A 22,792-nucleotide genomic window follows, 5' to 3' on the forward strand; every position below is an offset into this window, starting at 1 on the left:
GGGCGTCGGTGAACGAAACGACCGAGTACGAGTCCTGGCGGCGGCGTGACCGTTCTGCGACCGTCGCGGCCCCCGAATCGACCCGTCGTGGTGGCTCGTAAACCAGTAGAGTGATCCCGCGAGCGCGACGAGCCACGGCCATGTGGAGCGTACGGAGGCGGGCGGCGGCCTACCTCGTCTTCATCGTGGTGCTGATCGCGCTGTCGACGGTCGTCTACGACGTCGGGATGCGGACCTTCGAGCCGGGGCCGTACCCGCCGGAGGGTACCGAGGTGTCGATGCTTCACTCGATGCAGGTCGTCGTCGAGACGTTCACGGCGACCGGCTACGGATCGGATTCGCCGTGGGCGAGCGCCGAGATGAACCTGTTGGTGATGCTTCTGGACGTCATCGGCGTCGGCCTGTTCTTCCTCGCGCTGCCGGCGGTCTTCTTCCCGTTGCTCCGGGAGGCCATCGCGCCGACGGCGCCCACGTCCGTCGACGGGAACCTCGACGATCACGTCGTCATCTGTACGTACACGCCGCGCTCGGAGGCGCTGATCGCGGAACTGGAGTCGAACGGGGTCGACTACGTCCTCGTCGAACCCGACGAACAGCGGGCGCTCGAACTCCGGGAGCACTACCCCGTCGTCCACGCCGATCCGGAGGCGGTGACCGATCTCGAATCGCTCCACCTCGAGAGCGCGCGGGCCCTCGTCGCGGACGTCTCCGACACGGTCGACGCGAGCATCGTCCTCGCGGCGCGGGAGGTCAGCGAGAGCGTCCGGATCGTCAGCATCGTCGAGGACGCCGGGCTCGAACCGTACCACCGGCTCGCGGGGGCGGACGTCGTCCTCTCGCCGCGGCAGTTGCTCGGCCACGGGCTCGCCCAGAAGACGACGACCGTCCGAACGGACCTCGGGGGGACGGTCGGGCTCGGCGACGAACTCGACCTCGTCGAGGTGCCGGTCGATCACGGGAGCGAACTGGCGGGGCTGACGCTCGCCGAGAGCGGGATCGGCCAGCGCTACGGCGTGAACATCGTCGGGGTGTGGCACCGCGGCCGGTTCGAGGCCGGACCGGCGCCCGATCGGGTGCTCGACAGCGGGACCGTCCTCCTGGTCACGGGTGGAGCCGACCAGATCGATCGGCTCAGGAGGGGGACCCAGTCGACGGTTCGGCCGTTCGGCCGCGGCGAGACGGTCGTCGTCGGGTACGGCGAGGTCGGCAAGACCGTGACGGACGAACTCGACGACTCGGGCTACCAGTACACGGTCGTCGATAAGCGGTCGGTCGACGGCGTCGACGTCGTCGGCGACGCGACCGATCCGGACGTGTTGCGGGAGGCGGGGGTCGCGAGCGCCCAATCGGTCGTGCTCACGCTGCCCGACGACACGGCCACGGAGTTCACGACGCTGATCGCCCGCGACCTCAACGACAGCGCCGTGATCAGCGCCCGGGCCGAGACCGAACAGGCAGCGACCAAGACCTACCGGGCGGGCGCGGAGTACGTGCTGTCGCTCGATACGGTGAGCGGCCGGGCGATCGCGGGGACGGTCCTCGACACCGAGGACATCCTCTCGGTGGACACCCAACTCGAGATCGTCCGGACGACGGCGCCCGCCCTCGACGGGCGGACGCTCGGGGACGCCCGGATCCGCGAGCGGACCGGCTGTACGGTGGTCGCCGTCGAGCGAAACGGGGCCGTCCTCACCGAGATCGGCCCGGAGTTCCGCCTGCGTCCGGGCGACGAACTGGTCATCGCCGGCACCGACCACGGGACCAACCGGTTCGTTCGGCTGTTCTCCTGATCAGCGTCGAACCGGACGGCGGCATCCGGCAGAACTTTGGTCGGCGATTCAGTATCCCGAGGCGAGGGCCCGTATCTCAGTCCGGTTAGAGAGGTCGGCTCATAACCGACTCGTCCTTGGTTCAAATCCGAGCGGGCCCATTTTCGACGCGAACGCTGTGAGCGACGAAAATGGACGAGCGAGGTTCTGAACCCTACCAGTCGCGCGCAGCAAAGCGAGCCGGGGGCGTTCCCGAAGGACGCGCAAACGGGGGGATCGACCGCCCGTGGCGGTCCCGGTACTCGGAACCCGGCTGCCGGGGGTCCGACAGGTATGTTAACACGACTAAACGTTCTTGCCCACGGGAAGCGTAGCTATCCGGCATGGCCACGATAGGTCGGTCACCGGGTGAGGAGGCGATCGCCGGGCTATCGAGCGAGGCGCTCGAATCGCTCGAGGCGGGGTTCCACGGCGAGCTACTGTTCCCGCAGGACGAGGGCTACGAGGAGGCACGGGCGGTCTGGAACGGGATGATCGACCGGCATCCCGCGATCGTCGCGCGGTGTTCGGGCGTCGCGGACGTCGTCGAAGCGGTGGGGTTCGGACGCGAACACGGCCTGCCGGTGGCAGTGCGCGGCGGCGGCCACAACGTCGCCGGGACGGCCGTCGCGGACGGCGGCATCGTCGTCGACCTCTCGGCGATGACCGGCGTGCGCGTCGACCCCGAGGCCCGGACGGTGCGCGCCGAGGGCGGGGCCACGCTGGGCGACGTCGACCGCGAGACGCAGCTGTTCGGCCTCGCGACGGCCCTCGGCGCGGTCTCGCAGACGGGGATCGCGGGCCTGACGCTCAACGGCGGCTACGGCCACCTCAGCCGGCAGTACGGGCTGGCGCTCGACAACCTGCGCAGCGTCGACGTCGTCACCGCGGACGGGACGGTCCGGACCGCGAGCGAAGCGGAGAACGCCGACCTGTTCTGGGCGGTGCGCGGCGGGGGCGGGAACTTCGGCGTGGTCACCTCCTTCGAGTACGCGCTCCACGAGGTCGGCCCCGAGGTGTACGCGCTGTTCGTCTGGTTCCACGCCGACGACTCGAGGGAAGCCATGGATCGCTACCGTGAATGGACCGCGACCGCCCCGCGGGAGGCGGGCGTGCTCGCGTTCGCCGCGCACGTCCCCGACCTCGAGGAGTTCCCCGAGGAGCACTGGGGCGAACCCACGGTGGCCATGCTCGGCTCCTATCGCGGCGACCTCGACGACGCCGGGGCAGTCTTCGGACCGCTGGTCGAGGGTCTGACGCCCCTCGTCGACTTCAGCGGGTCGATGGCGTACACGGAGTTACAGTCGATGCTCGACGAGGACTATCCCGATGGATTGCGCTACTACTGGAAGTCGGTCTACCTGACGGCGATCACCGACGAGGTCGTCGACCTCCTGCTCAGGTACAACGGGTCGGCACCCTCGCCCCTCTCGACGGTCGACCTCTGGCACCTCGACGGCGCGGTTTCGGAGATTCCCCGGGACGCGACCGCGTTCTGGCACCGGGACAAGCCCTACATGATCACCTTCGAGGCCAACTGGGAGGACCCGGCCGACGACGACGCCAACGTGGACTGGGCGCGCGACGGGATCGCCGAGACGCAGGACCTCTCGGTCGCCTCGGGCCGGTACGGCAACTTCCCGGGGATGAACGAGGACCCCGCGAGGGCGCTCTTCGGCGACAACTACGAGCGGCTGGCCGAGATCAAGTCGAGATACGACCCGGAGAACCTCTTTCGGTCGAACGCGAACGTCGCGCCACGCCCGAGCGCCTGATGGGGCGACTCCCGCCGGACGACGGCGCTCCAGAGGGGGCGACCACCTGGCGAAACGAGGGGGTCGTCCGGGGATACTTCGAGGCCGTCTGGAACGGAAGGGACCTCGGAGCGTTCGACACCGACGCGGTGAGCGACGGGTACGTGCTCCACCACGGGACGGACGCGACCTACTCGGTCGACGACCTCCGGACGGCGTGGGCCGACTGGCACGAGGCGTTTCCGGACGCCCGAAACGAGATCGAGGACGTGATCGCAGCCGGCGATAGGGTCGTCGTCCGATACCGCTTTACCGGGACCCAGACGGGGCCGGTCCTTTCCGTACCGGCGACCGGCAGGGCGGTCGAGACCGCCGGTATCGTCGTCTTCAGGGTCGACGACGGGCGGCTCGTCGAGGCCTGGGCGATGGACGACGTCTACAGCCTCCTGAAACAACTCGGTGCGATTCCCGAACGCATCGAGAGCCGTGAGTGATTCGGGGTAGGTGCGATCGAACCGGCCGCAGATTCATACCGCTCGACGGCCAAGGGGAGGGTCCAACCGGAGTGCCAGCCGACGTGGACCGCGATCGTGCGTCGACGGTGACGCGAGCGCCCACCCGATGCCAGCCGTCGAACCCGCCGGAGGACGGATCGCCGAACCGGGTGGAGAATACGAGCAGATCGAGGGTTGAGTTATCTAGAATGTCAGTGATACGGTACGTTCATCACGGAGGACGGTGAACGAGGTATCGGGGGATCAGCAAACGATGTTTCAGCTGCCGATACTCGTGGTCGTGCTGGCGCTCGTCGTTCCCGCGCTCGCGTACGTGCTCTACGCGTTCGTTCGCGGGTTCGTGATCGAGTTCCGCCGGTTACAGACCCCGGGGTACGAGCCGCGGACGATAGACGACGAGCGCGACGACTACTGATACCGTCGGTCGTGGGAGCACGACCTGCGGTGGCACGACGCGACGGGCAACGGCCCGGTTCTTGCCCGTCTCGGCGAGAGTCGACCCACGTCGCTATGACCGACAGTCTGAGCGAGAGAGGAGGAAACCGCGGTCGAGAGCGGACGCTACCGGCTACTCGTGGGTGAACAGGAACAGCCGCCCGTCGTCGTTCGTGACGGTACAGAGGTTCATCACCTTGCCCAGCGAGAGGCTGGTCTCGTCGTGCTTGCAGACCACGAGGTAGTCGAACGACTCCTCGCACACCGGACACGCGATGGCCGTCGTGTTCTGGTAGCTCGCGGTCGCCTCGTTCTCCTCGCGCGGCGTCAGGTAGCTCTTCATCTCGTCGAGGTCGTCGACGCTTCCCATACCCGGTACGGGACCGGCCGGAGAAATAAAGCTACGCCCCGCGAACGCGAGCGATCAGCCCGGCCAGTGGCGACGAACCTCCCGGTGGCTGCCGCCGAGTCGTCCGAAGGCGAACCCGAGGACCGCCCCGTAGACGAGGTGCGAGATCACGCTGGCGACGACGAAGTACAGCATGTTCCAGACGTCGGCGATCGGGATGAACGCGACGAGAAAGGCGATCCAGAGCAGTTCCGTCAGGACGATCCCGCGCACCACCTCCGAGTCGGGTGCGAGGTGCTGCCCGATCACGAGGAAGACGAGCGGCCAGACGACGACGCCGCTCGCGACGAACAGTACCAACCCGACGGTCGCCGAGGTACCGAACAGCGACGCGAGGGACTCGTACGCCAGGAACTGGTAGTCGCTACCGGCGTCGATCGCGTACAGCACCAGCACCATCACGGCCGTTGCCAGCGTGCCGCTGGCGAGCGCCACGAGCCGGTCGTCCATGCGAGCGATATACCGAGTGTCCTGAAAAACGTTTCCAGCGTCGCCACCGGGGACGTCTACGGGACGCCGCGCTCGCGGAGAGCAGGCGTCGGGTTCCGACGGGTCACGATCCGCGACGGAGGGACGGCGTCCGAGCGCCGCCAGCAAAAGCAGGTCCAGTACTCCGGGCGGTCCCCGGACGCGGCCTCGTTTCGGATCGCCCTCGACCACGCCGGTCTCATCGGGCCGACTCGTGAGGGCGTACGGAACAGGAGCGCTTGTATGTTGTGGACGGGGTCCGCGACGTGTTCACCGGGAGAGCGGTCCGGATTCGTCCGACGCGGACACGATCCCGTCGATCCGACCGGCGGACGACAGGACAAGATTCATGCCGCTGGCGTGACAAGCGGCGTGGGTACTGCGGTGTACCGACGGCGTTCTCAACGGATACACCGACGCGGGACACGCTTCGTTCGAGCCCCAGTCCGGAGTTTCCGGGTGGGGGACCGCGAAGACGGTTCCCGACCAGAGGACCATATGACTCACGACCCACCCTCCCACTCAATCGACTGTAGAAACGCACCGACGACCACCGGAGAGAGGACCACGCCGGGGGCGACCACTCGCGGCGGTCGACAGCGATACGGGGCCGACGACCACGCCCCACGGGCGTCCAAGCCCGACCCATCCGACGGCGGGACCACGAGCGACGGCCCGTCGGACGAGGACGGAGCACGAAGCCACGCGGTCCTCCCGCCGGCGGTGTACCGGGAGGGCCAGACCGTCACGGCGAGCGGTCCGTCCGCCGACGGGGTGAATCGGTTCCTCCGGGCCGTCTACCGGAACACGCCGCCGGTCGACGGGGTGATCGTCCTCACGACCGAGCGAAGCGCGACCGAGATCCTCCGGGCGTACACGGAGCCCGCGGCCGGGAAACGGGCGGGAATCGGGATCGTCGACACGCGCTCGGCGGGCCAGTATGTCGAGGACGTCTATCGGGAGCGCCCGATCCACTACACGGCCGCCGACAGCGACATCGAACGGACCGCGCTGTCGATCACCGAACTGGTCGAGGCGCTGTCGACGTCGCCCGCACAGCGGATCCACCTGCTCGTCGACTCCTACAGCGCCCTGTGCGAGTCGCTGTCCCGGGAGGAGCGCGCCCGACTCCTGAACACGTTTCACTCCCAGATCGACGGCTACGGGATCTACGTGACCGACGAGGCCGACGAGGTCCTCCGTCGAGGGACGACGGGAGCCATCTGGGTCGAGGGCGACGGGGACGAGACGCGGTACCGGCGCCTGTAGGTCGGGGGCTACTCGGGGTTCCCGTTGCCGTCGCTCTCGACGGAGACCTCCTCGGGATGGGGTTCGACGTGGCTGAGGATCTCGTGGGGCACGTAGCCGATGTTGTAGCCGTCCTCGTTGCGCAGGACGATCCCGCATACTCCCGGAAGTCGAAGCAGTCGACCCCCTCGGAGGCGTTGCCGGGTTTGAAGGCGACCGTCATGGGAACCGACAGGACGGCGGGGACCTAAAGAAGGGGCCCGGAGAACGCGAGCGGGCGCGGCGGGCGCTCGCTCACGCTGCTAACGAATCGGCCCGTGAGACGTGGTATCGGCGGACTTCGATTCCCATACGGGAGCCACACTCGCTCGACGAGATCGCCATCCGGAGAGCGGCAACACTTCGATAACCGCTGGCTTACCTCTTCGAGCCTCGGTGAAACCTCGTCACCGAGAGGACCGCAAACCCGTGTTGAACGGGACGCGAATCCAGCACCGATGAAATTCATGAATTCGATGAATTTCTTGGGCTGCAGCGAAGACTTCATTACAAATGGATAATTTTAACATACGAGAACGACAACTCCCCGATCATGAGTAGGTCCAACCAGGACTGGTGGCCGAACCAGTTGAACCTGAAGATCCTCGACCAGAACTCCCGTCCGGTCGACCCGATGGACGAGGAGTTCGACTACGCCGAGGAGTTCCAGAAACTCGACCTCGAGGAGGTGAAGTCGGACATCGAGGAGGTGATGACGACGTCCCAGGAGTGGTGGCCGGCCGACTACGGCCACTACGGGCCGCTGTTCATCCGGATGGCGTGGCACAGCGCCGGCACGTACCGCACCAGCGACGGCCGCGGCGGCGCCTCGGGCGGCACGCAGCGCTTCGCGCCGCTGAACAGCTGGCCCGACAACGCGAACCTCGACAAGGCCCGCCGGCTGCTCTGGCCGGTCAAGCAGAAGTACGGCCGCAGGCTCTCGTGGGCCGACCTGATCGTCCTGAGCGGGAACGTCGCCCTGGAGTCGATGGGCTTCGAGACGTTCGGCTTCGCCGGCGGGCGCGAGGACGACTTCGAGCCCGACGAGGCCGTCGACTGGGGGCCCGAGGACGAGTGGGAGGCCTCCGAGCGCTTCGACGAGGAGGACACGCTCGAGGGCGGGCTCGCCGCCACCGTGATGGGGCTCATCTACGTGAACCCGGAGGGGCCGGACGGCAATCCGGATCCGGAGTGGTCGGCGGAACGGATTCGGGAGTCGTTCGGCCAGATGGCGATGAACGACGAGGAGACGGCCGCGCTCATCGCCGGCGGCCACACCTTCGGGAAGGTCCACGGCGCCGAAAACCCCGACGAGCACATGGGGCCCGAGCCCGAGGCGGCCCCCATCGAGCAGCAGGGCCTCGGCTGGGAGAGCAGCCACGGCTCCGGCAAGGGCGCCGACACGATCACCAGCGGCATCGAGGGCCCGTGGAACGCCACGCCGACCCAGTGGGACATGGGCTACCTCGACAACCTGCTCGACCACGAGTGGGAGCCCGAGAGGGGTCCCGGCGGCGCGTGGCAGTGGACCACGACGGACGGCTCGCTCGACGGCGTCGCGCCGGGCACCGAGAACCCCGCCGAAAAGGAGGACGTGATGATGCTGACGACGGACGTCGCGCTGAAGCGTGATCCGGAGTACCGCGAGATCATCGAGCGCTTCCGGGAGGACCCCGAGGAGTTCCGGGAGACGTTCGCGAAGGCGTGGTACAAGCTGATCCACCGCGACATGGGCCCGCCGTCCCGGCTCGTCGGCCCGGAGGTCCCGGACGAGGAGATGCTCTGGCAGGACCCCCTCCCCGACGCCGACTACGAACTCGTCGGCGAGGAGGAAATCGCCGATCTCAAGGGGAAGATCCTCAAGTCGGACCTGTCGGTCCCTCAACTCGTGAAGACCGCCTGGGCGTCGGCCTCCACCTACCGCGACAGCGACAAGCGCGGCGGCGCGAACGGGGCCCGGATCCGCCTTCGCCCCCAGCGGGACTGGGAGGTAAACGAGCCCGAAAAGCTGGCGACCGTACTCGACACCCTAGAGGAGATCAGAGAGGAGTTCAACGCCTCGCGGTCCGACGACGTGCGCGTCTCGCTCGCGGACCTGATCGTGCTGGGCGGCAACGCGGCCGTCGAGCAGGCGGCGGCCGAGGCCGGCTACGACGTCGAGGTCCCGTTCGAACCCGATCGGACGGATGCCTCGCAGGAACAGACCGACGTCGAGTCGTTCGAGGTGCTCGAACCGGAAGTGGATGGGTTCCGCAACTACCTCGGGACCGGCCACGACGAACCGGCGGAGGAACTGCTGGTCGACAGGGCCGACCTCCTGAACCTGACGGCCCCCGAGATGACGGCGCTGGTCGGCGGCATGCGCGCGCTTTCCGCGAACTACGACGACTCGGACCTCGGCGTCCTCACCGACCGGCCGGGGACGCTGACCAACGACTTCTTCGTGAACCTGCTCGACATGGACTACGAGTGGGTGGCGTCCGACGAATCCCAGGACATCATGGGGTGGGAAGCGCCCTCGGACGCCCAGGCCGTCTACGAGATCCGCGACCGCGAAACGGGCGAACTCGAGTGGACGGCGACCCGTTTCGACCTCGTCTTCGGGTCGAACGCCCGGCTCCGGGCAATCGCGGACGTCTACGCGGCCGACGACGGTGAGGAGAAGTTCGTGCGAGACTTCGTGGACGCGTGGGGCGAAGTGATGCACCTCGACCGCTTCGACCTCGAATAATCGCGGCCGAGCGCCTGCGGGATTCTTTTCGCGGCCGATCGCGGATTTCGAGGGACGAACCCGATATCGACGAGCACTGGCGCCTTCGCTCCACACACCCGTTCGTCACAGGATCGCTATGCGATCCTGTTTGCCGATCGGACTGCTCAGCAGTCCGATGACGTCGTAAAAGCAGCGGGCGCGACGGGAGTCCAGTGAGCGACAGCGAACGGGACTCAGGAGCGCCCGTTCGCCTCGCTTCGCTCGGCAGAACTCACGGGCGCGACGGGAGCACGGCGGAGCCCGGAGAAAATTGGGAAGCAACGCCGATTTCGGGGGTTTCGCGATCACGGGACTCGCCTCGATCGACCGATCGGCATCGTCATGCGGTTCGCCACAGAGCGAACCATGAACCTCGAACCAATCGATCCCGAGACTGCACTCGAACTGTACCTGGCGGAGAAGGAGACCGAAGCGGCGAAGGCGACGATCGACTCACATCGATCGCGACTCGGCTTCTTCCTCCGGTGGTGTGACGAACGCGGCATCGAGAATCTGAACGAACTGACCGGCCGACGTCTCCACGAGTTTCGGCTGTGGCGACGCAACGTCGGCGAGCTCTCGAAGGCCGGCGAGAAGACTCAGATGGATACCGTTCGGGTCTTCGTTCGGTGGCTCGAGTCCATCGACGCCGTCGAACAGGACCTCCACCTCAAGGTCCGATCGCCGAACGTCACCGCGGACGAGAACACTCGAGAGGTGATGCTCGACGCGGACGACGCGAAGCCGATGCTCGAGTACTACAGCCGGTACGAGTACGCGTCGCTCCCGCACGTGACGGTATCGCTCCTCTGGCACACGATGATGCGGCTGGGTGCGGCCCGCGCCCTCGACGTCGAGGACTACGATCCGGAGGATCAATGCCTTGAGCTCAGACATCGCCCTGAGACCGGGACACCAATCAAGAACAAGAAACATGGGGAGCGACTGGTCGCCCTCTCCGGCGAGCTGTGTCTGTTGCTCGATGACTGGCTCAGGGACCGACGACCCGATGTGACCGACTCGTACGATCGCGAGCCACTGCTCGCGACTGCCCAGGGTCGGGTTGCCAAGACGACGATCCGAAAGTACTGCTATCAATGTACGCGTCCGTGCGTCTATGGCGACGGATGCCCGCACGATCGGAATCCGGACGACTGCGACGCGAATGAACCGGATAACGCCTCACAGTGTCCCTCAAGCGTCAGTCCGCACGCGTTTCGACGTGGATCGATCACGCACTACCTGAACAGCGACGTGCCGGAGACCGCGGTCAGTGATCGAGCGAACGTCAGCAAAGAGGTGCTCGACCAGCACTACGACCAGCGATCGAAGCGAGACAAGATGCAACAGCGTCGAAAGTACCTCAACAACATCTGAAGAACGCAAGCGCTAATATTTGTCATTGTGTCAGCCTGTTTTCTTTCCTTATCTCATCAAAAATCATCGTTTAATCTCGATGATCGTTAATGCTAATAGGGGCACAACAGAAGCCCATTATTGCCGTGTTAGCTAACATCACACAATTGTCGAGTGCGTTGCCGATGCAGGTAGAAGGAATCACACTCGGGATTATTGGATATATCGTAATCGCACTGATACTCATCTTCATCATCGGAAAGCTGATCTATGTGATTCCGACTCTCATCATTGTTCCAGTTCTTGGTGCGTTAGTAGCTGGATTCGGTCCAGGTGAGATAGGAGAGTTTGCAGCGGAGGGATTGGGTGGAATCGTCGAAATCACGGCCATGTTCGCGTTCGCCGTTTGGTATTTTGCGATCATGCGAGACTACGGCCTATTCGATCCACTGGTCAAACGGGTCATCAACACCGTACTGGGTCGTCCCGCCTTCCTCACGATCGGCACGGTGGTATTGGCGTGCGCGACCCATCTCGATGGAACGGGCGCAACTACGTTTCTCATCACGATTCCAGCACTCTTACCGCTCTATCTCGCGCTCGACGTAAACACGAAGATACTGGCTGCTCTAGCAGCTCTGGGAGCCGGTACGATGAACTTAGTGCCGTGGGGCGGAGTTACGGTTCGAGCAGTCGCTTCGCTCGACGAGGCGACTATCGCGAACGTCTACAATCCCCTTATCCCCGCACAAATAGCCGGCCTTGTTACCGTCTTTGCCATAGCCTATTATTTCAGCCAGCGTATCGAGCAGGAGCAGGAGATCAGCGCAGAAAGACGGACAGAACTCGTTCAAGAGGCCATCAGTGGGGATGAAGTGACGATAGATGCCAAATGGTACTTCAACTTCCTCTTCACTCTCGTGATCGTGGCCGCATTAATCGCGGACATTACCAGTCCAGCGGTCGTGTTTATGGTCGGGTTGGTCGTCGGAATCTTGGTGAACGTTCGGGACTACGACCGGCAGCGGGATATCCTTGAGGAGTACTCATCGGACGTGATGACGTACGTCGGGATCCTCTTCGCAGCGGGCATTCTCCTCGGCGTATTAGGTGAATCAGGCATGATCACCGAAATGGCGAACATCCTCCTTCTCCTCATTCCCGAGTGGATGGGGTCGTATATTCCCGTTCTCGTAGGGCTCATCGCAGCACCAATGAGCCTCCTCTTCAGCCCTGATGCGTATTATTTCGGGGTTCTTCCGGTATTAGCCGAGACTGCCGAGGCGTTCGGAATCCCTGGAGTAGCCGTTGCTCGTGCATCGCTCATCGGTCAGATGACGGTTGGGTTCCCAATCTCACCGTTAACCGGCGCAACGTACCTGTTGATCGGCCTCGCAGACGTCGACTTGGGTGAACACATCAAATTCACGTTCCTGTGGGCCTGGCTCGTCTCACTGGTGATGTTGGTCGTAGCGATCCTCACGGGCGCCATTCCGCTCATTTAGGCGTTATCTCAACCTTTGAGCTCCCGACTTTGAAGCCGGATACGATCCCCTATCTTTCTGGGAGATAGTTTATTGATGATCTCCCATCTAAGACCGATATAGGCACGATCAACTATATGGTAAGTACTCAAACTATTCGATTAGGGGCTGGAGCAGGATACGGAGGTGATCGGATCGAGCCAGCAGTACAACTCGCTCGGAACGGTGAACTCGATTACTTGATTTTCGAGGGACTGGCCGAACGAACGACCGCACTCGCCCAGATGGAGAAGTTAGAGGACACGGATCGCGGTTACAATTCCCTGTTAGAGGAACGATTTCACGCAGTCTTGCCTCATTGTGCCGAAAACGGGACGAGGATCGTCACGAACATGGGTGCTGCAAATGTGCCCGCAGCGGTCGAAAAGACGACACAGATCGTCTCGGAGTTGGACCTCGAACTATCGGTCGCAGGTGTTGTCGGGTGTGACGTGGTAGACGAGTTCGATCACTTCGAGGAGGAGTCGTTCGATGGGGAATCGATCAGCGAATATCGATCGAGTGCGGTTTCGGCGAACGCCTACATCGGCTGCGGGAGGATCGTCGATGCGTTAGCTAAAGGTGCCGATATCGTCGTTACGGGTCGAGTCGCGGACGTGTCCCTCTATCTCGGACCATTGCTTCACGAGTTCGATTGGAAACGGGACGCAGATCACGAGAAGTATCTCGGCCAGGGAATCGTTCTCGGCCATCTGATGGAGTGTGCTGGCCAAATCACCGGCGGCTACTTCGCTGATCCCGGCTACAAGGACATCGATGGCCTCGATGAATTGGGTTTCCCGATCGCGGAGGCGAGCCCAAGCGGGGATGTTCGGATTACGAAGCTCCCCGAGACGGGCGGTGAGGTAAGCATCCGAACCTGCAAAGAGCAACTGCTGTACGAGATTCATGATCCAAGCCGGTACATCACTCCAGACGGGATCGCTGATTTTACCGGTGTCTCGTTTACCCAAGAGGAGGAAGACGTAGTAACCGTAACAGGAGCAGTGGCCGCACCGCCTCCAGAGACGCTGAAGGTCAATATCGGCTACGTAGAGAGCTATCAAGGAGAAGGGCAAATATCGTATGCAGGCCCGGGGGCGGAAGAACGAGCGGAGTTGGCTGCGGATATCGTCCAATCCCGACTCGAATCACGTGATATCGAGCTCCGAGAGATACGGATAGACCTGATCGGTCGAGACTCACTTCATGGGGAAATCGGCGTTGATCACTCCGAATCTCCATACGAGGTGCGAGTGCGCGTCGCCGGAAAATGCTCGACCCGGGACGAAGCGAAATGGATCGGACGTGAAGTCCAGACCCTGTATACGAACGGACCCGCTGGAGGAGGAGGAGCGACGATGAACACTTCCCAAATCGTCGGCATCGTCTCGACAACGATTCCGCGAGAGAGGGTAGCTCCCAAAATCATCGGGGATTCAACATGACTCAAGTACGTGAATTGGCGCACGCCCGAGCTGGTGATAAGGGTGATACACTCAACATTGCTGTTTTCGCAAATAATCAGGAGGCGTTCGAACGACTGGAAGAAGAGCTCACAGCGGAGATAGTCGAGGAAACGTTTGATCCATTGATCTCAGGGACAGTAGAGCGATACACTCTCCCAGAGCTACAATCCTTCAACTTCGTTCTCTACAACGCGCTTGCCGGTGGTGTAACGACGTCGCTCCGTATTGATTCACACGGGAAGTCGTTGTCATACGTGTTGTTAGGGATAGAACTCTCCTAGTTCCAGATCGATCTATTTTCTATAGGGATTAGCCATTTTCAAAGGCCGAAGAGATGACTGCCCTGGATCATTCGAATAATCCAGACACCCCTCATACCGAGTGAGGCGGCTCATCGGTAAGCACCGATTTGAAGAATACATATCTGAACAGATTATATGTCCACCACACCCCTCGTACCGAGTGACAAACACGAAGGAGGAGTTGAGATTCTGTCTCGGGAGACACCCCTCATACCGAGTGAACGGAGAAAGAATAATCGATCACGAGAAGAGAATACAGACTAATACTCGTCACTCGGTACAGGGAGTGGGTGTTCTATCGATATTCCTTAAAATATCGATCTATTCCCACTATGTGAGGTATATTGAGCCTGTATTCAGCATCTCACTCCGTACGGGGTTCGATAGAATTAATAGACAGGCTAAAGATCTCACACGATATGTCCGAACAATCGTCTTCGCGATCGCACGACATCTTCGAAAGCGGGGATATCTTTGCCAACCGCGAGCTGGTACGGGTTGGACACGTACCCGAGCTCGGTCGCGTCGTCGGTCGCGACGACGAGATCAACGAAGTCGGAGGCGCGCTCGGTCCAGCGACTCGCGGCGGACCCCCGGAGACGACGATCATCTACGGGAAGACGGGCACGGGAAAGTCGCTCGTTTCCCGATGCGTCACTCGGGAGGCTAATCGTCGGGCAGAGGAAAACGACGTATCGCTGCAGTACGCGTACGTGGACTGTTCTGACTATCAGTCGGAAACGCAGGCGAGCCGCGAGATGGCTCGTGAGCTCATATCGCACCTCGGAACGGATGAGTCAGTTCCTCGAACGGGAATCAGCGCTGCGGATTATCGGGACATCACGTGGGAGCTCCTCGAGAAGTACGCCGTCGACTCGTTCGTCGTAATCCTCGATGAGATCGACAAACTCAGCGACGATCAGTTGCTTCGCAGTCTCTCCCGAGCACGAGAGAGTGGGAAGTCAGATACGTTCATCGGCGTCATCTGCATCAGCAACAAAATCGCGTACCGCGAGCGGCTGAACGAGCGGGTAGACTCTAGCCTGCAGGACAACGAACTGATCTTCGATCCTTACGATGCGGGGGAGCTACAGGACATTCTCGAGCATCGAAAGGACGCCTTCAAAGAGGATGTCCTCGACGACGACGTGATTCCGAAGACGGCCGCTCTAGCGGCTCGAGAACACGGGGACGCACGCAAAGCCGTCGAGACGTTCTACGAAGCCGGGCGTCTCGCCGAGAAGGCGAATGCATCGAGAGTGACGGTCGACTACGTGGACGATGCCATCACCCAAGCGGAGGTCAACCGGTTCGAACGCCTCGTCAGCGGCCAGACCCCTCACGTCAAGCACATCCTCCGGGCGCTGGCATTGCTTACCGAGGACAAACAACAAAGCCGGTTCAAAACAGCGGAGATCTACGACCTCTACGAGCGAATCGCGGAGACGGAAGAGACGGATCCGTTATCGTACGACCGCGTTGCTCGTCTTCTCAAAGAGCAGTCGTTTCTGGGGATCACGGAAAGCGAACATACGGGAGGCGGCCCCGGCGAGGGCAGCTATCTCAAGCATCGGTTGATTCGAGATCCCGATATCGTCCTCGGTGCGCTAAACGGCGAATAAATCCGATCTCCAATTGACGCTACCCCTTGTACCGAGTGAGGTTACACGATAGGAATCGCAGGTTCGGTTTCTCACTCGGTACGAGGGGTGTGTCGGTAAGTAAAATGAAAATCAAGGAGCCGTCACCGTGGCTGAATCGAACGTTCCTAACTGATCTCCAGGAGGTATTTCGTCCTATCAGGGAGCGTTAACTCAGAAGTATTGTTTCGGTTGCTCGTCTAAGGACCACACGAGTATCGCGCCTCGGCAATGCACATCGTGTCGAAGACCCGAAAAAGGAGCGATCGTATCCACGTTGATTATGTGTTCAGTCCATTGGCCTACTTCGTTGGTGAACTTTGTAGCAATGTCTTCGCTCGTAATTTCCGTACCAGCACCAGCAACCGGTCGATAGTAAATGCCGAGGAACGTTTTCGTCACCCGAACATCAGCTGTGGCAAGTTTGTTGACGTCGTGTAGGAATGATCGCGGATTACGATCCTGATATGGATTGAATACTTTGCTGAAACCTTGTGGCGAAGAGCATTGATCAGCTCTCTGAAAACGAAACAACTTGGCTTCGCAGTATTCCATTGTGTTATATGCCTCGATAACCAGATCACAAGATTGACCACCTGAATACCGAACATTTGCTGGATTAGACTTTGCCGTATAGATTATTCCGTTAAATGTATCCTGAGCATTTACCTCGTTAACAAGCGCATCAATCTGATCATTTTCGTCATGGGGGCCGATCCCTGTACCATAATCTTTGTTCTCGCCAATCGTCTCGTCAACGTCGGAGATAATATCTGCAAACAGCTCTGCGAGTTCACCTGTGTACGTTGCTGGCTCATCCATTACCACCCAAAATCAGACAGACAGATCTTGAAGGTTAGGTGTGCGTGATTAGACGTTTGAGTTAGGTGTTACTGCTTAGTTGGTACCAGCATAGTCGGCCGAGAGGTTATTATTGTAGATCCGTATCGCGGATATCCGGAACGGATCGAGTAATTACTGGTTGGTTCAAGATCTCGTGTAGAATGTCCTGACGCTGGCGCATTTTGTCCTCCTCGGATTGAACGTCATAGTGCTGCTCGATAATGGCTGGTGAGACGTTACACCGCTCGCTAACGACCGCTATCGGAACGCCTGATCGGAGCAGGTAGGTGATGTACCCGCGGCGGATGGGATGAGGCGTCAAACTCGACGGGCACTTCGACGCTCGATCGACGTCGGTAGCGGCGGTGCACTCCTCTGGAACGCGATCGTATGGACACTCGAGGCCGATCTCACACGGTCGGGACCACTTGTAGATGTACTTGCGGATCGTCGTCTTCGCGACCCGACCCTGTGCGGTCGCGAGCAGCGGCTCGCGATCGTACGAGTCGGTCACGTCCGGACGTTGGTGTGCCAGATAGTCGTCGACGATCTCACACGCCTCTTCGGAGAGCCCGATCCACCGTTCACCCTCGGATCCGTTCTTGATCGGAGTGCCGGTCTCGGGTCGGTGGACGATCTCCACGTATGACGGTTCACAGTCGCTTTGGTAATCCTTGACGTCGAGCGCTCGAAGCGCACCAAGGCGAACGCCGGTCTCAACGAGTAGGAGCCAAGCGACGTGCTCGATGCTAGCGTACTCGTACTTGGCGAGGTGATCGAGAATCGGCAGGGCCTCCTCTCGGTGTAGTACCCGGTCACTGGCCTTCTTCTCGTCGGGAACGTTCGGGGGATTGGCGCACTTCCAGAGGCCGGGTTGTACCGCGTCGATTCGCTCGCACCACCGGAGGAACACGTGGAGGGTATCCATCAGGGTCTTCTCGGTGTTCACGCCGACCTCCTCGCGACGATGAAGTTGGAACTTCCGGACATCGCGTGTCGATACCTCCGTGAGATCGTCGAGGCCCTGGTCGCGACACCAATCGATGAAGGATCCAAGGCGTGATTTGTGGGAGCTAATGGTGGACTTCCGGCACTCCCGTGCCTTATCGTCGAGGTAGAGTTCGAGGGCGCGCTCCGGCTCAATTGATTCGAGATCGGGACTGACCTCGTCGAGTAACTCCTGGAGGGCTTTCGTCATCCGCTCGTCGACCGGTAGTTCCGAGGGGTCGATCGATCCGGACATCAGTACAACTCCTCCACGAACGCCGCGAGCGAGTCGTCAGGATAGAACGCTCGAATTCTGTCGGGGTTGGTCTCGATATAGTGCGATATCGCTCTTCGAACGCCGCTGCAGTCGTGACGTCATGATCGTCGACGACCTGTTCAAGGAGGGCTGCTTTCTCTGCTGGCAGGCGGGTTGCGACCGCCTTTGTCCTATCAGGGGACATGGCCGCCCAGTACAGGACCTAGTATATAACTTGTCCAATTAATTGGGATTGGGGTGAGGTCTCCGGCTGAAATCGCAAGACGGAGTGAGTATATTGGGGTGAAATTGGGGTGACGAGAAGGGTGGAGAAAATCGATAGACGGGATTGGGGGAATTGGCGTCGATAATCTTGGTTTCGGTAATCAACGCACTAGAACTTTGCGAGAAGTTGCAGAGATGTGCCACCGAGATCACTGCGGAAACGTCCCTCATAATCTCGAGGAGTTAAAACGTCCTTGGCGTGTTGGGCCATATTCTGCTCGTGCCTGTCTTGTATTTGCATTCGGTGATCCACTGGCCCTTGTTGATTCGAATATCGCACGGATCATCGAGCGTGTTGTTGATTACAATATGCCTACTCAACCTCACAAGAGCGACCAAGTGTACAAACTGATGGAATGTCTTGTCCCGACCGATTCCGATCTTGCCCGAGCGTTTAATCTTGCACTGATCGATCTGGGTGCGATCATATGTACCACTTCTCGGCCAGAGTGTGAACTATGTCCGTTGAACAGCTGCTGCATCTATTTTGCAGAAAGAAAAAGCGAAGAACAGGTGTAGAATCAGATCCATCGTGGTACTTTATGATGGGCCAATGATGCTAATAGACTATGTCCCGATCGTTTGAGGTTGGTACGGAATACAGGGATAACGGTGTAAAATACAAGACGGAGTCCGGAGATCAGTTTCAATCGTGGCTGACTGAACCAGTCCCGCAGGGGGAACCCGCCTTTATTCCGATGAAGGCCATGAAGCCCCTCCGGACCTATTCTGACTCAAGCAAAATCGGAGATTAGCGGCCTTCATCCTTGTATCAGATAACAGGGACAAGGTGTATCCAGACCAGCTAGAGCTCGACCAAGGAGAAATAAGATACTGGGGTGATGCGAAGCGACAAGAGCCTGACGAGGAGATTGCGATTGACGAATTTTACGGTAACAAGCATCTTCTGCCAGAAGGTGAAAAAGTCGAAGAAGAAAGGTTCGAACAGACAGCACCCATCTTATTTTTTCAAAAAGAGAGATCCGGCTATGTCCGGTTCCGCGGCCTCTGCGTACTTGAGAATGTGAGTCGGGACAAATACAAACAATCATTCGAGAATACTCAGGTCTGGACGCCGAACTATCTCTTTCATCTCGCCATCATGGATACCGACACTGTTCCTCTGGAATGGATTCATGGTCGAGTTGCGGAAGGGATCGATACTTATCATCCAGATGTTTGGGAGAAATGGAAGTTGACAGGCCAAATCGAGCGTCGCCGTAGAATTGGATCTGATATACAACCCGATAATACCGGACGAGAGAATGATTATAAGGGAACGATATACGAATACCAAGTCACTCAAATACAGGTCAGCGATGCCTTCCGGCGGAGGGCCTTTGAGTTATATGAAAACAAATGTGTTCTTACCGAAATCGAAGAAAGCCCGCTCGTAACACTGTCTCACATTGTACCAAGAAGTGACGAAATTGGATATGCAGAGGATATTACAAATGTCATGCTCCTGAACTGGACCCATCATGTTGCATTCGACAGCGGGATTTTTACCCTTGATACCGATCTACGTCTCCGAGTAAATCCCGCGTTCAAGGCCAACGACTCTTGGCTTCGACGAACTCTACTCGAAAGAGATGGAAAGAAGCTTGATCTTCCGGAAGACGTATACCTCTCGGAAGATCGGATACGTGAACGAAATGCTTCCATAGAGTGGTGGCCACTTTCAAAATGAGCTCTCTGTGATGGGTAGCTCAGTGGTCGTACCTTCTAATTCAATCATAGTGCATAGATTTGGTAGGAAGACATGATCGATAGTCACGAGCGGGTGACGCTTAGGAGTGAGTACGCGTCACTCAGAGATATTGCGGTGACCTTGTGTAATGTACGTAGAGAAAATAGAGAAGAGAATAATCTTCCATTACGACAAGTCGTCAGTCGATGATCTAAGGGTACCTTGAGTATATCATGACGTTTCTTACCGTAATTATAATAACAATGTAACGACAGTTTTAATCCGATTGACGGGTAGGGTTAACCCGAAGAGATCGCGAGCACTAGGAGCGTATTTTTTGTGCCCGTAGGCACACTCCCTAAAGGGAATATCCCACTGACTGAGACGAAACTTCTCGACGAGCGATTCTATCGGTTGTTCGAATACCCGTCAGCCTGTCAATCACCAACTCGCGCGACACGTTTCCAGAAAAAAGTACCACTTTTAATAGATTATCACAGCGTGGCCATTCCCGAGTCGCCTGCTATCTGAGAGTCAACTTAACCAAGTAAGCCTAGAGATGGATGTGAACTAAATATTTAGCTACCTGATATAGCCACCAAAATGGTTATATTCCTATCAGATGATTTAGCTCCTAGCGAACCGCATGACGACGCCGACCCCCGTTCGAACCGAAAACGAGCGCAAACGGTCGAATAGTGCGCTCCTTATAACCACCCCGACGCGGCCTATCGGATGGTGTGCGACATTATTTCGAGCGGGCGCGACGGGATTTGAACCCGCGGCATCTTGGTCCGGAACCAAGGACTCTGTCCACTGAGCTACGCGCCCTCACCCGGAGTACTGGCGGCGGTCGTTTAACCGTTGTGAACCGCGATCACTTCTCGACGGCCGGGGTCGGGCCGGCGGACTCCTCGATCACCGACTCCTTCCACGTCCCGCGCAGGAACCACGTCCCGGCGAGCACCGCCCCGACGATGTGACCCATCGTCATCCCGACCCAGATTCCCGTCGCGCCCCACCCGGCGGTGAAGGCGAGCAGGTAGACGGCCGGAACCCGCACGCCCCAGAGGTTGAGCCACGACAGCGCCATCGCGGTCTTCGTGTTTCCCGCGCCGCGAAACGCGCCCAGCACGACCTGCATCACGCCGATGAACGCGAACTCCGCGGCGCGGATCCGCAGGTAGTCGGTCGCGAGCGCGATCGTCTCGGCCGCGCCGGGCACGTCGGAGCCGAGGAAGACGGCGTTGATCGGGCGGGCGAAGACCACCGCGACGGCGGCGACGCCGATCATCACCCCGCCGCCGACGCCCGCCGCGAGCCGAACCGCCCGCTCGGCGCGCTCGGGCTTCTCGGCCCCGAGGTTCTGGCCGACGATCGTCTCGGTGGCCTTCGAGAGCCCGAGCGCGGGCAGGAAGACCAGCGAGATGAGGCGATTCCCGAGCCCGTAGGCGGCCACGACGGGCGGGGCGAACGAGACAACCATCGCGGTCAGGACCACGAGCGCCAGCGCGTTCGCCGACTGTTCGAGCGAGGTCGGCACCCCCAGTCGGGTGATCTCCCAGACGTTCGCGGGGTCCAACCGGAGGTGTTCGAGTCGAACGTCGGGACCGGAGGGGGTCCGAAAGAGGACGTAGAACGCGAGGAGGCTCGCGACGCCGCGCGAGAACACCGTCGCGACGGCCGCCCCCTCGATGCCGTAGCCCGAAAATCCGGTCAGCGAGAACAGCAGGGCCTCGGCGGAGGACAGCGAGAGCCACGCGAACAGGGGGTTGCCGTCGAACCCGAAGATCAGGAAGGGGTCGAGGGCGACGTTGAGGACGACGCTGACGAACATGAGCCGCATCGGGAGCCGGGTGTCGCCCGACCCGCGCATCAGCGCCTCGAAGACGTAGAACCCGAACAGGAAGGGCAGGCCGAGAAAGAACACCCGCATGTAGTCGGCCGCGAGCGGGATCACCCGCGCGGTAGTTTGGGGATCGCTCGGGAGCAGGGAGAGGGCGGGATCGGTGTAGAAGTACCCGAGAACACCCAGCACGGTCGCGAGCAGGCCGACGAACGCGAGCGTCTGGCCGGCGAACAGCCCCGCCGAGGCGTCGCTTTCGGCGCCGGTGTACTGGGCGACGAGGATGCTCCCGGCGGTGGTGAAGCCGGCGGCGATGGCGATCAACAGGAAGACCAGCGGAAAGGCGAGGCTGATCGCGCCGACGGCGTCCGCCGACAGCTGGCCGAGCCAGAGGGTATCGGCGAGGTTGTAGGCGACCTGGAGCACCTGAAAGACGACGATTGGCCAGGCCAGCCGGACCATTGGGCGGATCAGCCCGCCGCTGGTGAGTGAACTCGACGAGTCTGCCACTGCGTTTCGAAACGAAGGGGAGCGCTAAGTAGACTCTGGAATCGGTCAGGGCGTCTCGTTGGTCTCGATGGAGAACTCCCCGCGGGGGTAGGCGACGCAGGTCAGGGTGTAGCCCTCCTCGAGTTCGTTGTCGTCGAGCATCTGCTGGTTGTCGTGGACGACGTAGTCCTCGGAGGGGCCGTCGGTGATGCGCGCGCCACACGAGACGCACTGGCCCTGCCGGCACGCGTAGGGCAGGTCCCAGCCGTGGTCCTCGCCCTGATCGAGTATCGGCTCGTTGTTCGCGAGTTCGATCGTCTCGCCCTCCTTGACGAACTCGACCTCGTAGTACTCGATCTCGTCCTCGGGGATGTCGCCCGGTCCCGCGGCCTCCTCCGTGCCGCCCTCCTCGAGTTCGCCCTCGGCTTCGCCGCCGCCGGCGACGGCCGCGGCGGCCCCGCCGCCACCGCCGATCGCCCGGTTCATCGGCTCGGGGAAGTCGGTCTCGGGAACGGTCGCCGCACGCCGCTCGAGGACCTCCTCCACGATGTCGTCGGCGGCGGGTCGTTCGGTGCCCTTCGCGAAGTGGAGCGCGACCACCACGAGCGTCAGAAAGGCTCCGATCGAGAAGGCGAATACGTCTACCATATGCGCGGGGCTACGGAGGGATGGGTTAAG

The 22,792-nt window shown here is 60.8% G+C and carries 18 protein-coding genes, 2 tRNA genes and 2 pseudogenes; 14 read left to right on the forward strand and 8 right to left on the reverse strand.

Going from position 1 to position 22,792, the window contains the following annotated elements:
• Positions 1-140: 140 nt before the first annotated feature.
• The 5 genes from QRT08_RS08735 (at position 141) to QRT08_RS08755 (ending at position 4,492) form a co-directional block, all read left to right on the forward strand.
• Positions 141-1,790, forward strand: coding sequence for a potassium channel family protein (locus QRT08_RS08735; protein WP_286045551.1), 1,650 nt, complete (start codon positions 141-143; stop codon positions 1,788-1,790).
• A gap of 65 nt (positions 1,791-1,855) precedes the next feature.
• Positions 1,856-1,930: transfer RNA gene (locus QRT08_RS08740), tRNA-Ile, on the forward strand.
• Positions 1,931-2,152: 222 nt separating this feature from the next.
• Entirely contained in the window at positions 2,153-3,583 is a 1,431-nt protein-coding gene (locus QRT08_RS08745; RefSeq protein WP_286045552.1) for an FAD-binding oxidoreductase, read from the forward strand.
• Positions 3,583-4,056, forward strand: a complete 474-nt coding sequence (locus tag QRT08_RS08750) for an ester cyclase (protein WP_286045553.1) — start codon at positions 3,583-3,585, stop codon at positions 4,054-4,056. The genes QRT08_RS08745 and QRT08_RS08750 overlap by 1 nt, the downstream gene beginning before the upstream one ends.
• 274 nt (positions 4,057-4,330) lie before the next feature.
• Positions 4,331-4,492, forward strand: a complete 162-nt coding sequence (locus QRT08_RS08755; protein WP_286045554.1) for a hypothetical protein — start codon at positions 4,331-4,333, stop codon at positions 4,490-4,492.
• Positions 4,493-4,645: 153 nt separating this feature from the next.
• Here QRT08_RS08755 and QRT08_RS08760 read toward each other — a convergent pair whose 3' ends face one another.
• On the reverse strand, positions 4,646-4,882 hold the full coding sequence (locus QRT08_RS08760; RefSeq protein WP_286045555.1) for a DUF7385 family protein: 237 nt from the start codon (positions 4,880-4,882) through the stop codon (positions 4,646-4,648).
• Between the two features lie 54 nt (positions 4,883-4,936).
• Positions 4,937-5,371: a DUF6789 family protein gene (locus tag QRT08_RS08765; protein WP_286045556.1), complete on the reverse strand. Its 435-nt coding sequence runs from the start codon at positions 5,369-5,371 to the stop codon at positions 4,937-4,939.
• Positions 5,372-5,887: 516 nt separating this feature from the next.
• Here QRT08_RS08765 and QRT08_RS08770 point away from each other — a divergent pair.
• A complete protein-coding gene (locus QRT08_RS08770) occupies positions 5,888-6,658 on the forward strand; it encodes a DUF7504 family protein (protein WP_286045557.1) in 771 nt (256 codons plus the stop codon).
• Between the two features lie 8 nt (positions 6,659-6,666).
• Here QRT08_RS08770 and QRT08_RS18795 read toward each other — a convergent pair.
• Positions 6,667-6,860 (reverse strand): annotated as a pseudogene (locus QRT08_RS18795) (hypothetical protein).
• 369 nt (positions 6,861-7,229) lie between these two features.
• On the opposite strand from QRT08_RS18795, the gene katG reads away from it, so the two are divergent.
• From katG to QRT08_RS08800, 6 genes are all read left to right on the forward strand, one after another.
• A complete protein-coding gene (gene katG / locus QRT08_RS08775) occupies positions 7,230-9,407 on the forward strand; it encodes a catalase/peroxidase HPI (protein WP_286045559.1) in 2,178 nt (725 codons plus the stop codon).
• A gap of 387 nt (positions 9,408-9,794) precedes the next feature.
• Complete coding sequence (locus tag QRT08_RS08780) at positions 9,795-10,805, forward strand: tyrosine-type recombinase/integrase (RefSeq protein WP_286045560.1); 1,011 nt, start codon at positions 9,795-9,797, stop codon at positions 10,803-10,805.
• A gap of 164 nt (positions 10,806-10,969) precedes the next feature.
• Positions 10,970-12,289 carry a CitMHS family transporter gene (locus QRT08_RS08785; protein ID WP_286045561.1) on the forward strand — a complete coding sequence of 440 codons (1,320 nt, stop codon included), beginning with the start codon at positions 10,970-10,972 and terminating at the stop codon, positions 12,287-12,289.
• A 116-nt stretch (positions 12,290-12,405) separates the two neighbouring features.
• Positions 12,406-13,755 (forward strand): acyclic terpene utilization AtuA family protein, encoded by a 1,350-nt coding sequence (locus QRT08_RS08790; RefSeq protein WP_286045562.1) that lies wholly within the window; start codon positions 12,406-12,408, stop codon positions 13,753-13,755.
• Positions 13,752-14,057 carry an AtuA-related protein gene (locus tag QRT08_RS08795; RefSeq protein ID WP_286045563.1) on the forward strand — a complete coding sequence of 102 codons (306 nt, stop codon included), beginning with the start codon at positions 13,752-13,754 and terminating at the stop codon, positions 14,055-14,057. Before QRT08_RS08790 ends, QRT08_RS08795 begins: the two co-directional genes overlap by 4 nt.
• Positions 14,058-14,497: 440 nt before the next feature.
• Positions 14,498-15,700 carry a Cdc6/Cdc18 family protein gene (locus QRT08_RS08800; protein ID WP_286045564.1) on the forward strand — a complete coding sequence of 401 codons (1,203 nt, stop codon included), beginning with the start codon at positions 14,498-14,500 and terminating at the stop codon, positions 15,698-15,700.
• Positions 15,701-15,892: 192 nt separating this feature from the next.
• Here the strand turns inward: QRT08_RS08800 and QRT08_RS08805 are convergent, their stop codons facing one another.
• Both QRT08_RS08805 and QRT08_RS08810 read right to left on the reverse strand, forming a co-directional pair.
• Positions 15,893-16,540: a hypothetical protein gene (locus QRT08_RS08805; protein ID WP_286045565.1), complete on the reverse strand. Its 648-nt coding sequence runs from the start codon at positions 16,538-16,540 to the stop codon at positions 15,893-15,895.
• A gap of 109 nt (positions 16,541-16,649) precedes the next feature.
• Positions 16,650-17,804, reverse strand: a complete 1,155-nt coding sequence (locus tag QRT08_RS08810; RefSeq protein ID WP_286045566.1) for a tyrosine-type recombinase/integrase — start codon at positions 17,802-17,804, stop codon at positions 16,650-16,652.
• 1,042 nt (positions 17,805-18,846) lie between these two features.
• Between QRT08_RS08810 and QRT08_RS08815 the strand changes: the two are divergent.
• Positions 18,847-19,281 (forward strand): annotated as a pseudogene (locus QRT08_RS08815) (hypothetical protein); the annotation flags it as partial.
• 3 nt (positions 19,282-19,284) lie between these two features.
• A complete protein-coding gene (locus QRT08_RS08820; RefSeq protein ID WP_286045669.1) occupies positions 19,285-19,779 on the forward strand; it encodes an HNH endonuclease in 495 nt (164 codons plus the stop codon).
• Between the two features lie 758 nt (positions 19,780-20,537).
• Here the strand turns inward: QRT08_RS08820 and QRT08_RS08825 are convergent.
• The 3 genes from QRT08_RS08825 to QRT08_RS08835 all read right to left on the reverse strand — a co-directional run bounded on the left by QRT08_RS08825 (position 20,538) and on the right by QRT08_RS08835 (position 22,762).
• Positions 20,538-20,610, reverse strand: a tRNA-Arg gene (locus QRT08_RS08825).
• 46 nt (positions 20,611-20,656) lie between these two features.
• The gene (locus QRT08_RS08830) at positions 20,657-22,135 is read right to left on the reverse strand and encodes an MATE family efflux transporter (protein WP_369684823.1); all 1,479 of its coding nucleotides are present in this window, start codon (positions 22,133-22,135) and stop codon (positions 20,657-20,659) included.
• A gap of 45 nt (positions 22,136-22,180) precedes the next feature.
• The gene (locus QRT08_RS08835; RefSeq protein ID WP_286045567.1) at positions 22,181-22,762 is read right to left on the reverse strand and encodes a 2Fe-2S iron-sulfur cluster-binding protein; all 582 of its coding nucleotides are present in this window, start codon (positions 22,760-22,762) and stop codon (positions 22,181-22,183) included.
• Positions 22,763-22,792 lie beyond the last annotated feature (30 nt).

It is taken from the genome of Halalkalicoccus sp. NIPERK01 (assembly GCF_030287405.1).
GTDB lineage: Archaea > Halobacteriota > Halobacteria > Halobacteriales > Halalkalicoccaceae > Halalkalicoccus.

Excerpts from the sequence above, each read along its gene's own strand:
- QRT08_RS08735 (WP_286045551.1), top strand. The coding sequence starts at position 141 with ATGTGGAGCGTACGGAGGCGGGCGGCGGCCTACCTCGTCTTCATCGTG.
- QRT08_RS08745 (WP_286045552.1), top strand. The coding sequence starts at position 2,153 with ATGGCCACGATAGGTCGGTCACCGGGTGAGGAGGCGATCGCCGGGCTA.
- QRT08_RS08750 (WP_286045553.1), top strand. The coding sequence starts at position 3,583 with ATGGGGCGACTCCCGCCGGACGACGGCGCTCCAGAGGGGGCGACCACC.
- QRT08_RS08755 (WP_286045554.1), top strand. The coding sequence starts at position 4,331 with ATGTTTCAGCTGCCGATACTCGTGGTCGTGCTGGCGCTCGTCGTTCCC.
- QRT08_RS08760 (WP_286045555.1), bottom strand. The coding sequence starts at position 4,882 with ATGGGAAGCGTCGACGACCTCGACGAGATGAAGAGCTACCTGACGCCG.
- QRT08_RS08765 (WP_286045556.1), bottom strand. The coding sequence starts at position 5,371 with ATGGACGACCGGCTCGTGGCGCTCGCCAGCGGCACGCTGGCAACGGCC.
- QRT08_RS08770 (WP_286045557.1), top strand. The coding sequence starts at position 5,888 with ATGACTCACGACCCACCCTCCCACTCAATCGACTGTAGAAACGCACCG.
- katG (WP_286045559.1), top strand. The coding sequence starts at position 7,230 with ATGAGTAGGTCCAACCAGGACTGGTGGCCGAACCAGTTGAACCTGAAG.
- QRT08_RS08780 (WP_286045560.1), top strand. The coding sequence starts at position 9,795 with ATGAACCTCGAACCAATCGATCCCGAGACTGCACTCGAACTGTACCTG.
- QRT08_RS08785 (WP_286045561.1), top strand. The coding sequence starts at position 10,970 with ATGCAGGTAGAAGGAATCACACTCGGGATTATTGGATATATCGTAATC.
- QRT08_RS08790 (WP_286045562.1), top strand. The coding sequence starts at position 12,406 with ATGGTAAGTACTCAAACTATTCGATTAGGGGCTGGAGCAGGATACGGA.
- QRT08_RS08795 (WP_286045563.1), top strand. The coding sequence starts at position 13,752 with ATGACTCAAGTACGTGAATTGGCGCACGCCCGAGCTGGTGATAAGGGT.
- QRT08_RS08800 (WP_286045564.1), top strand. The coding sequence starts at position 14,498 with ATGTCCGAACAATCGTCTTCGCGATCGCACGACATCTTCGAAAGCGGG.
- QRT08_RS08805 (WP_286045565.1), bottom strand. The coding sequence starts at position 16,540 with ATGGATGAGCCAGCAACGTACACAGGTGAACTCGCAGAGCTGTTTGCA.
- QRT08_RS08810 (WP_286045566.1), bottom strand. The coding sequence starts at position 17,804 with ATGTCCGGATCGATCGACCCCTCGGAACTACCGGTCGACGAGCGGATG.
- QRT08_RS08835 (WP_286045567.1), bottom strand. The coding sequence starts at position 22,762 with ATGGTAGACGTATTCGCCTTCTCGATCGGAGCCTTTCTGACGCTCGTG.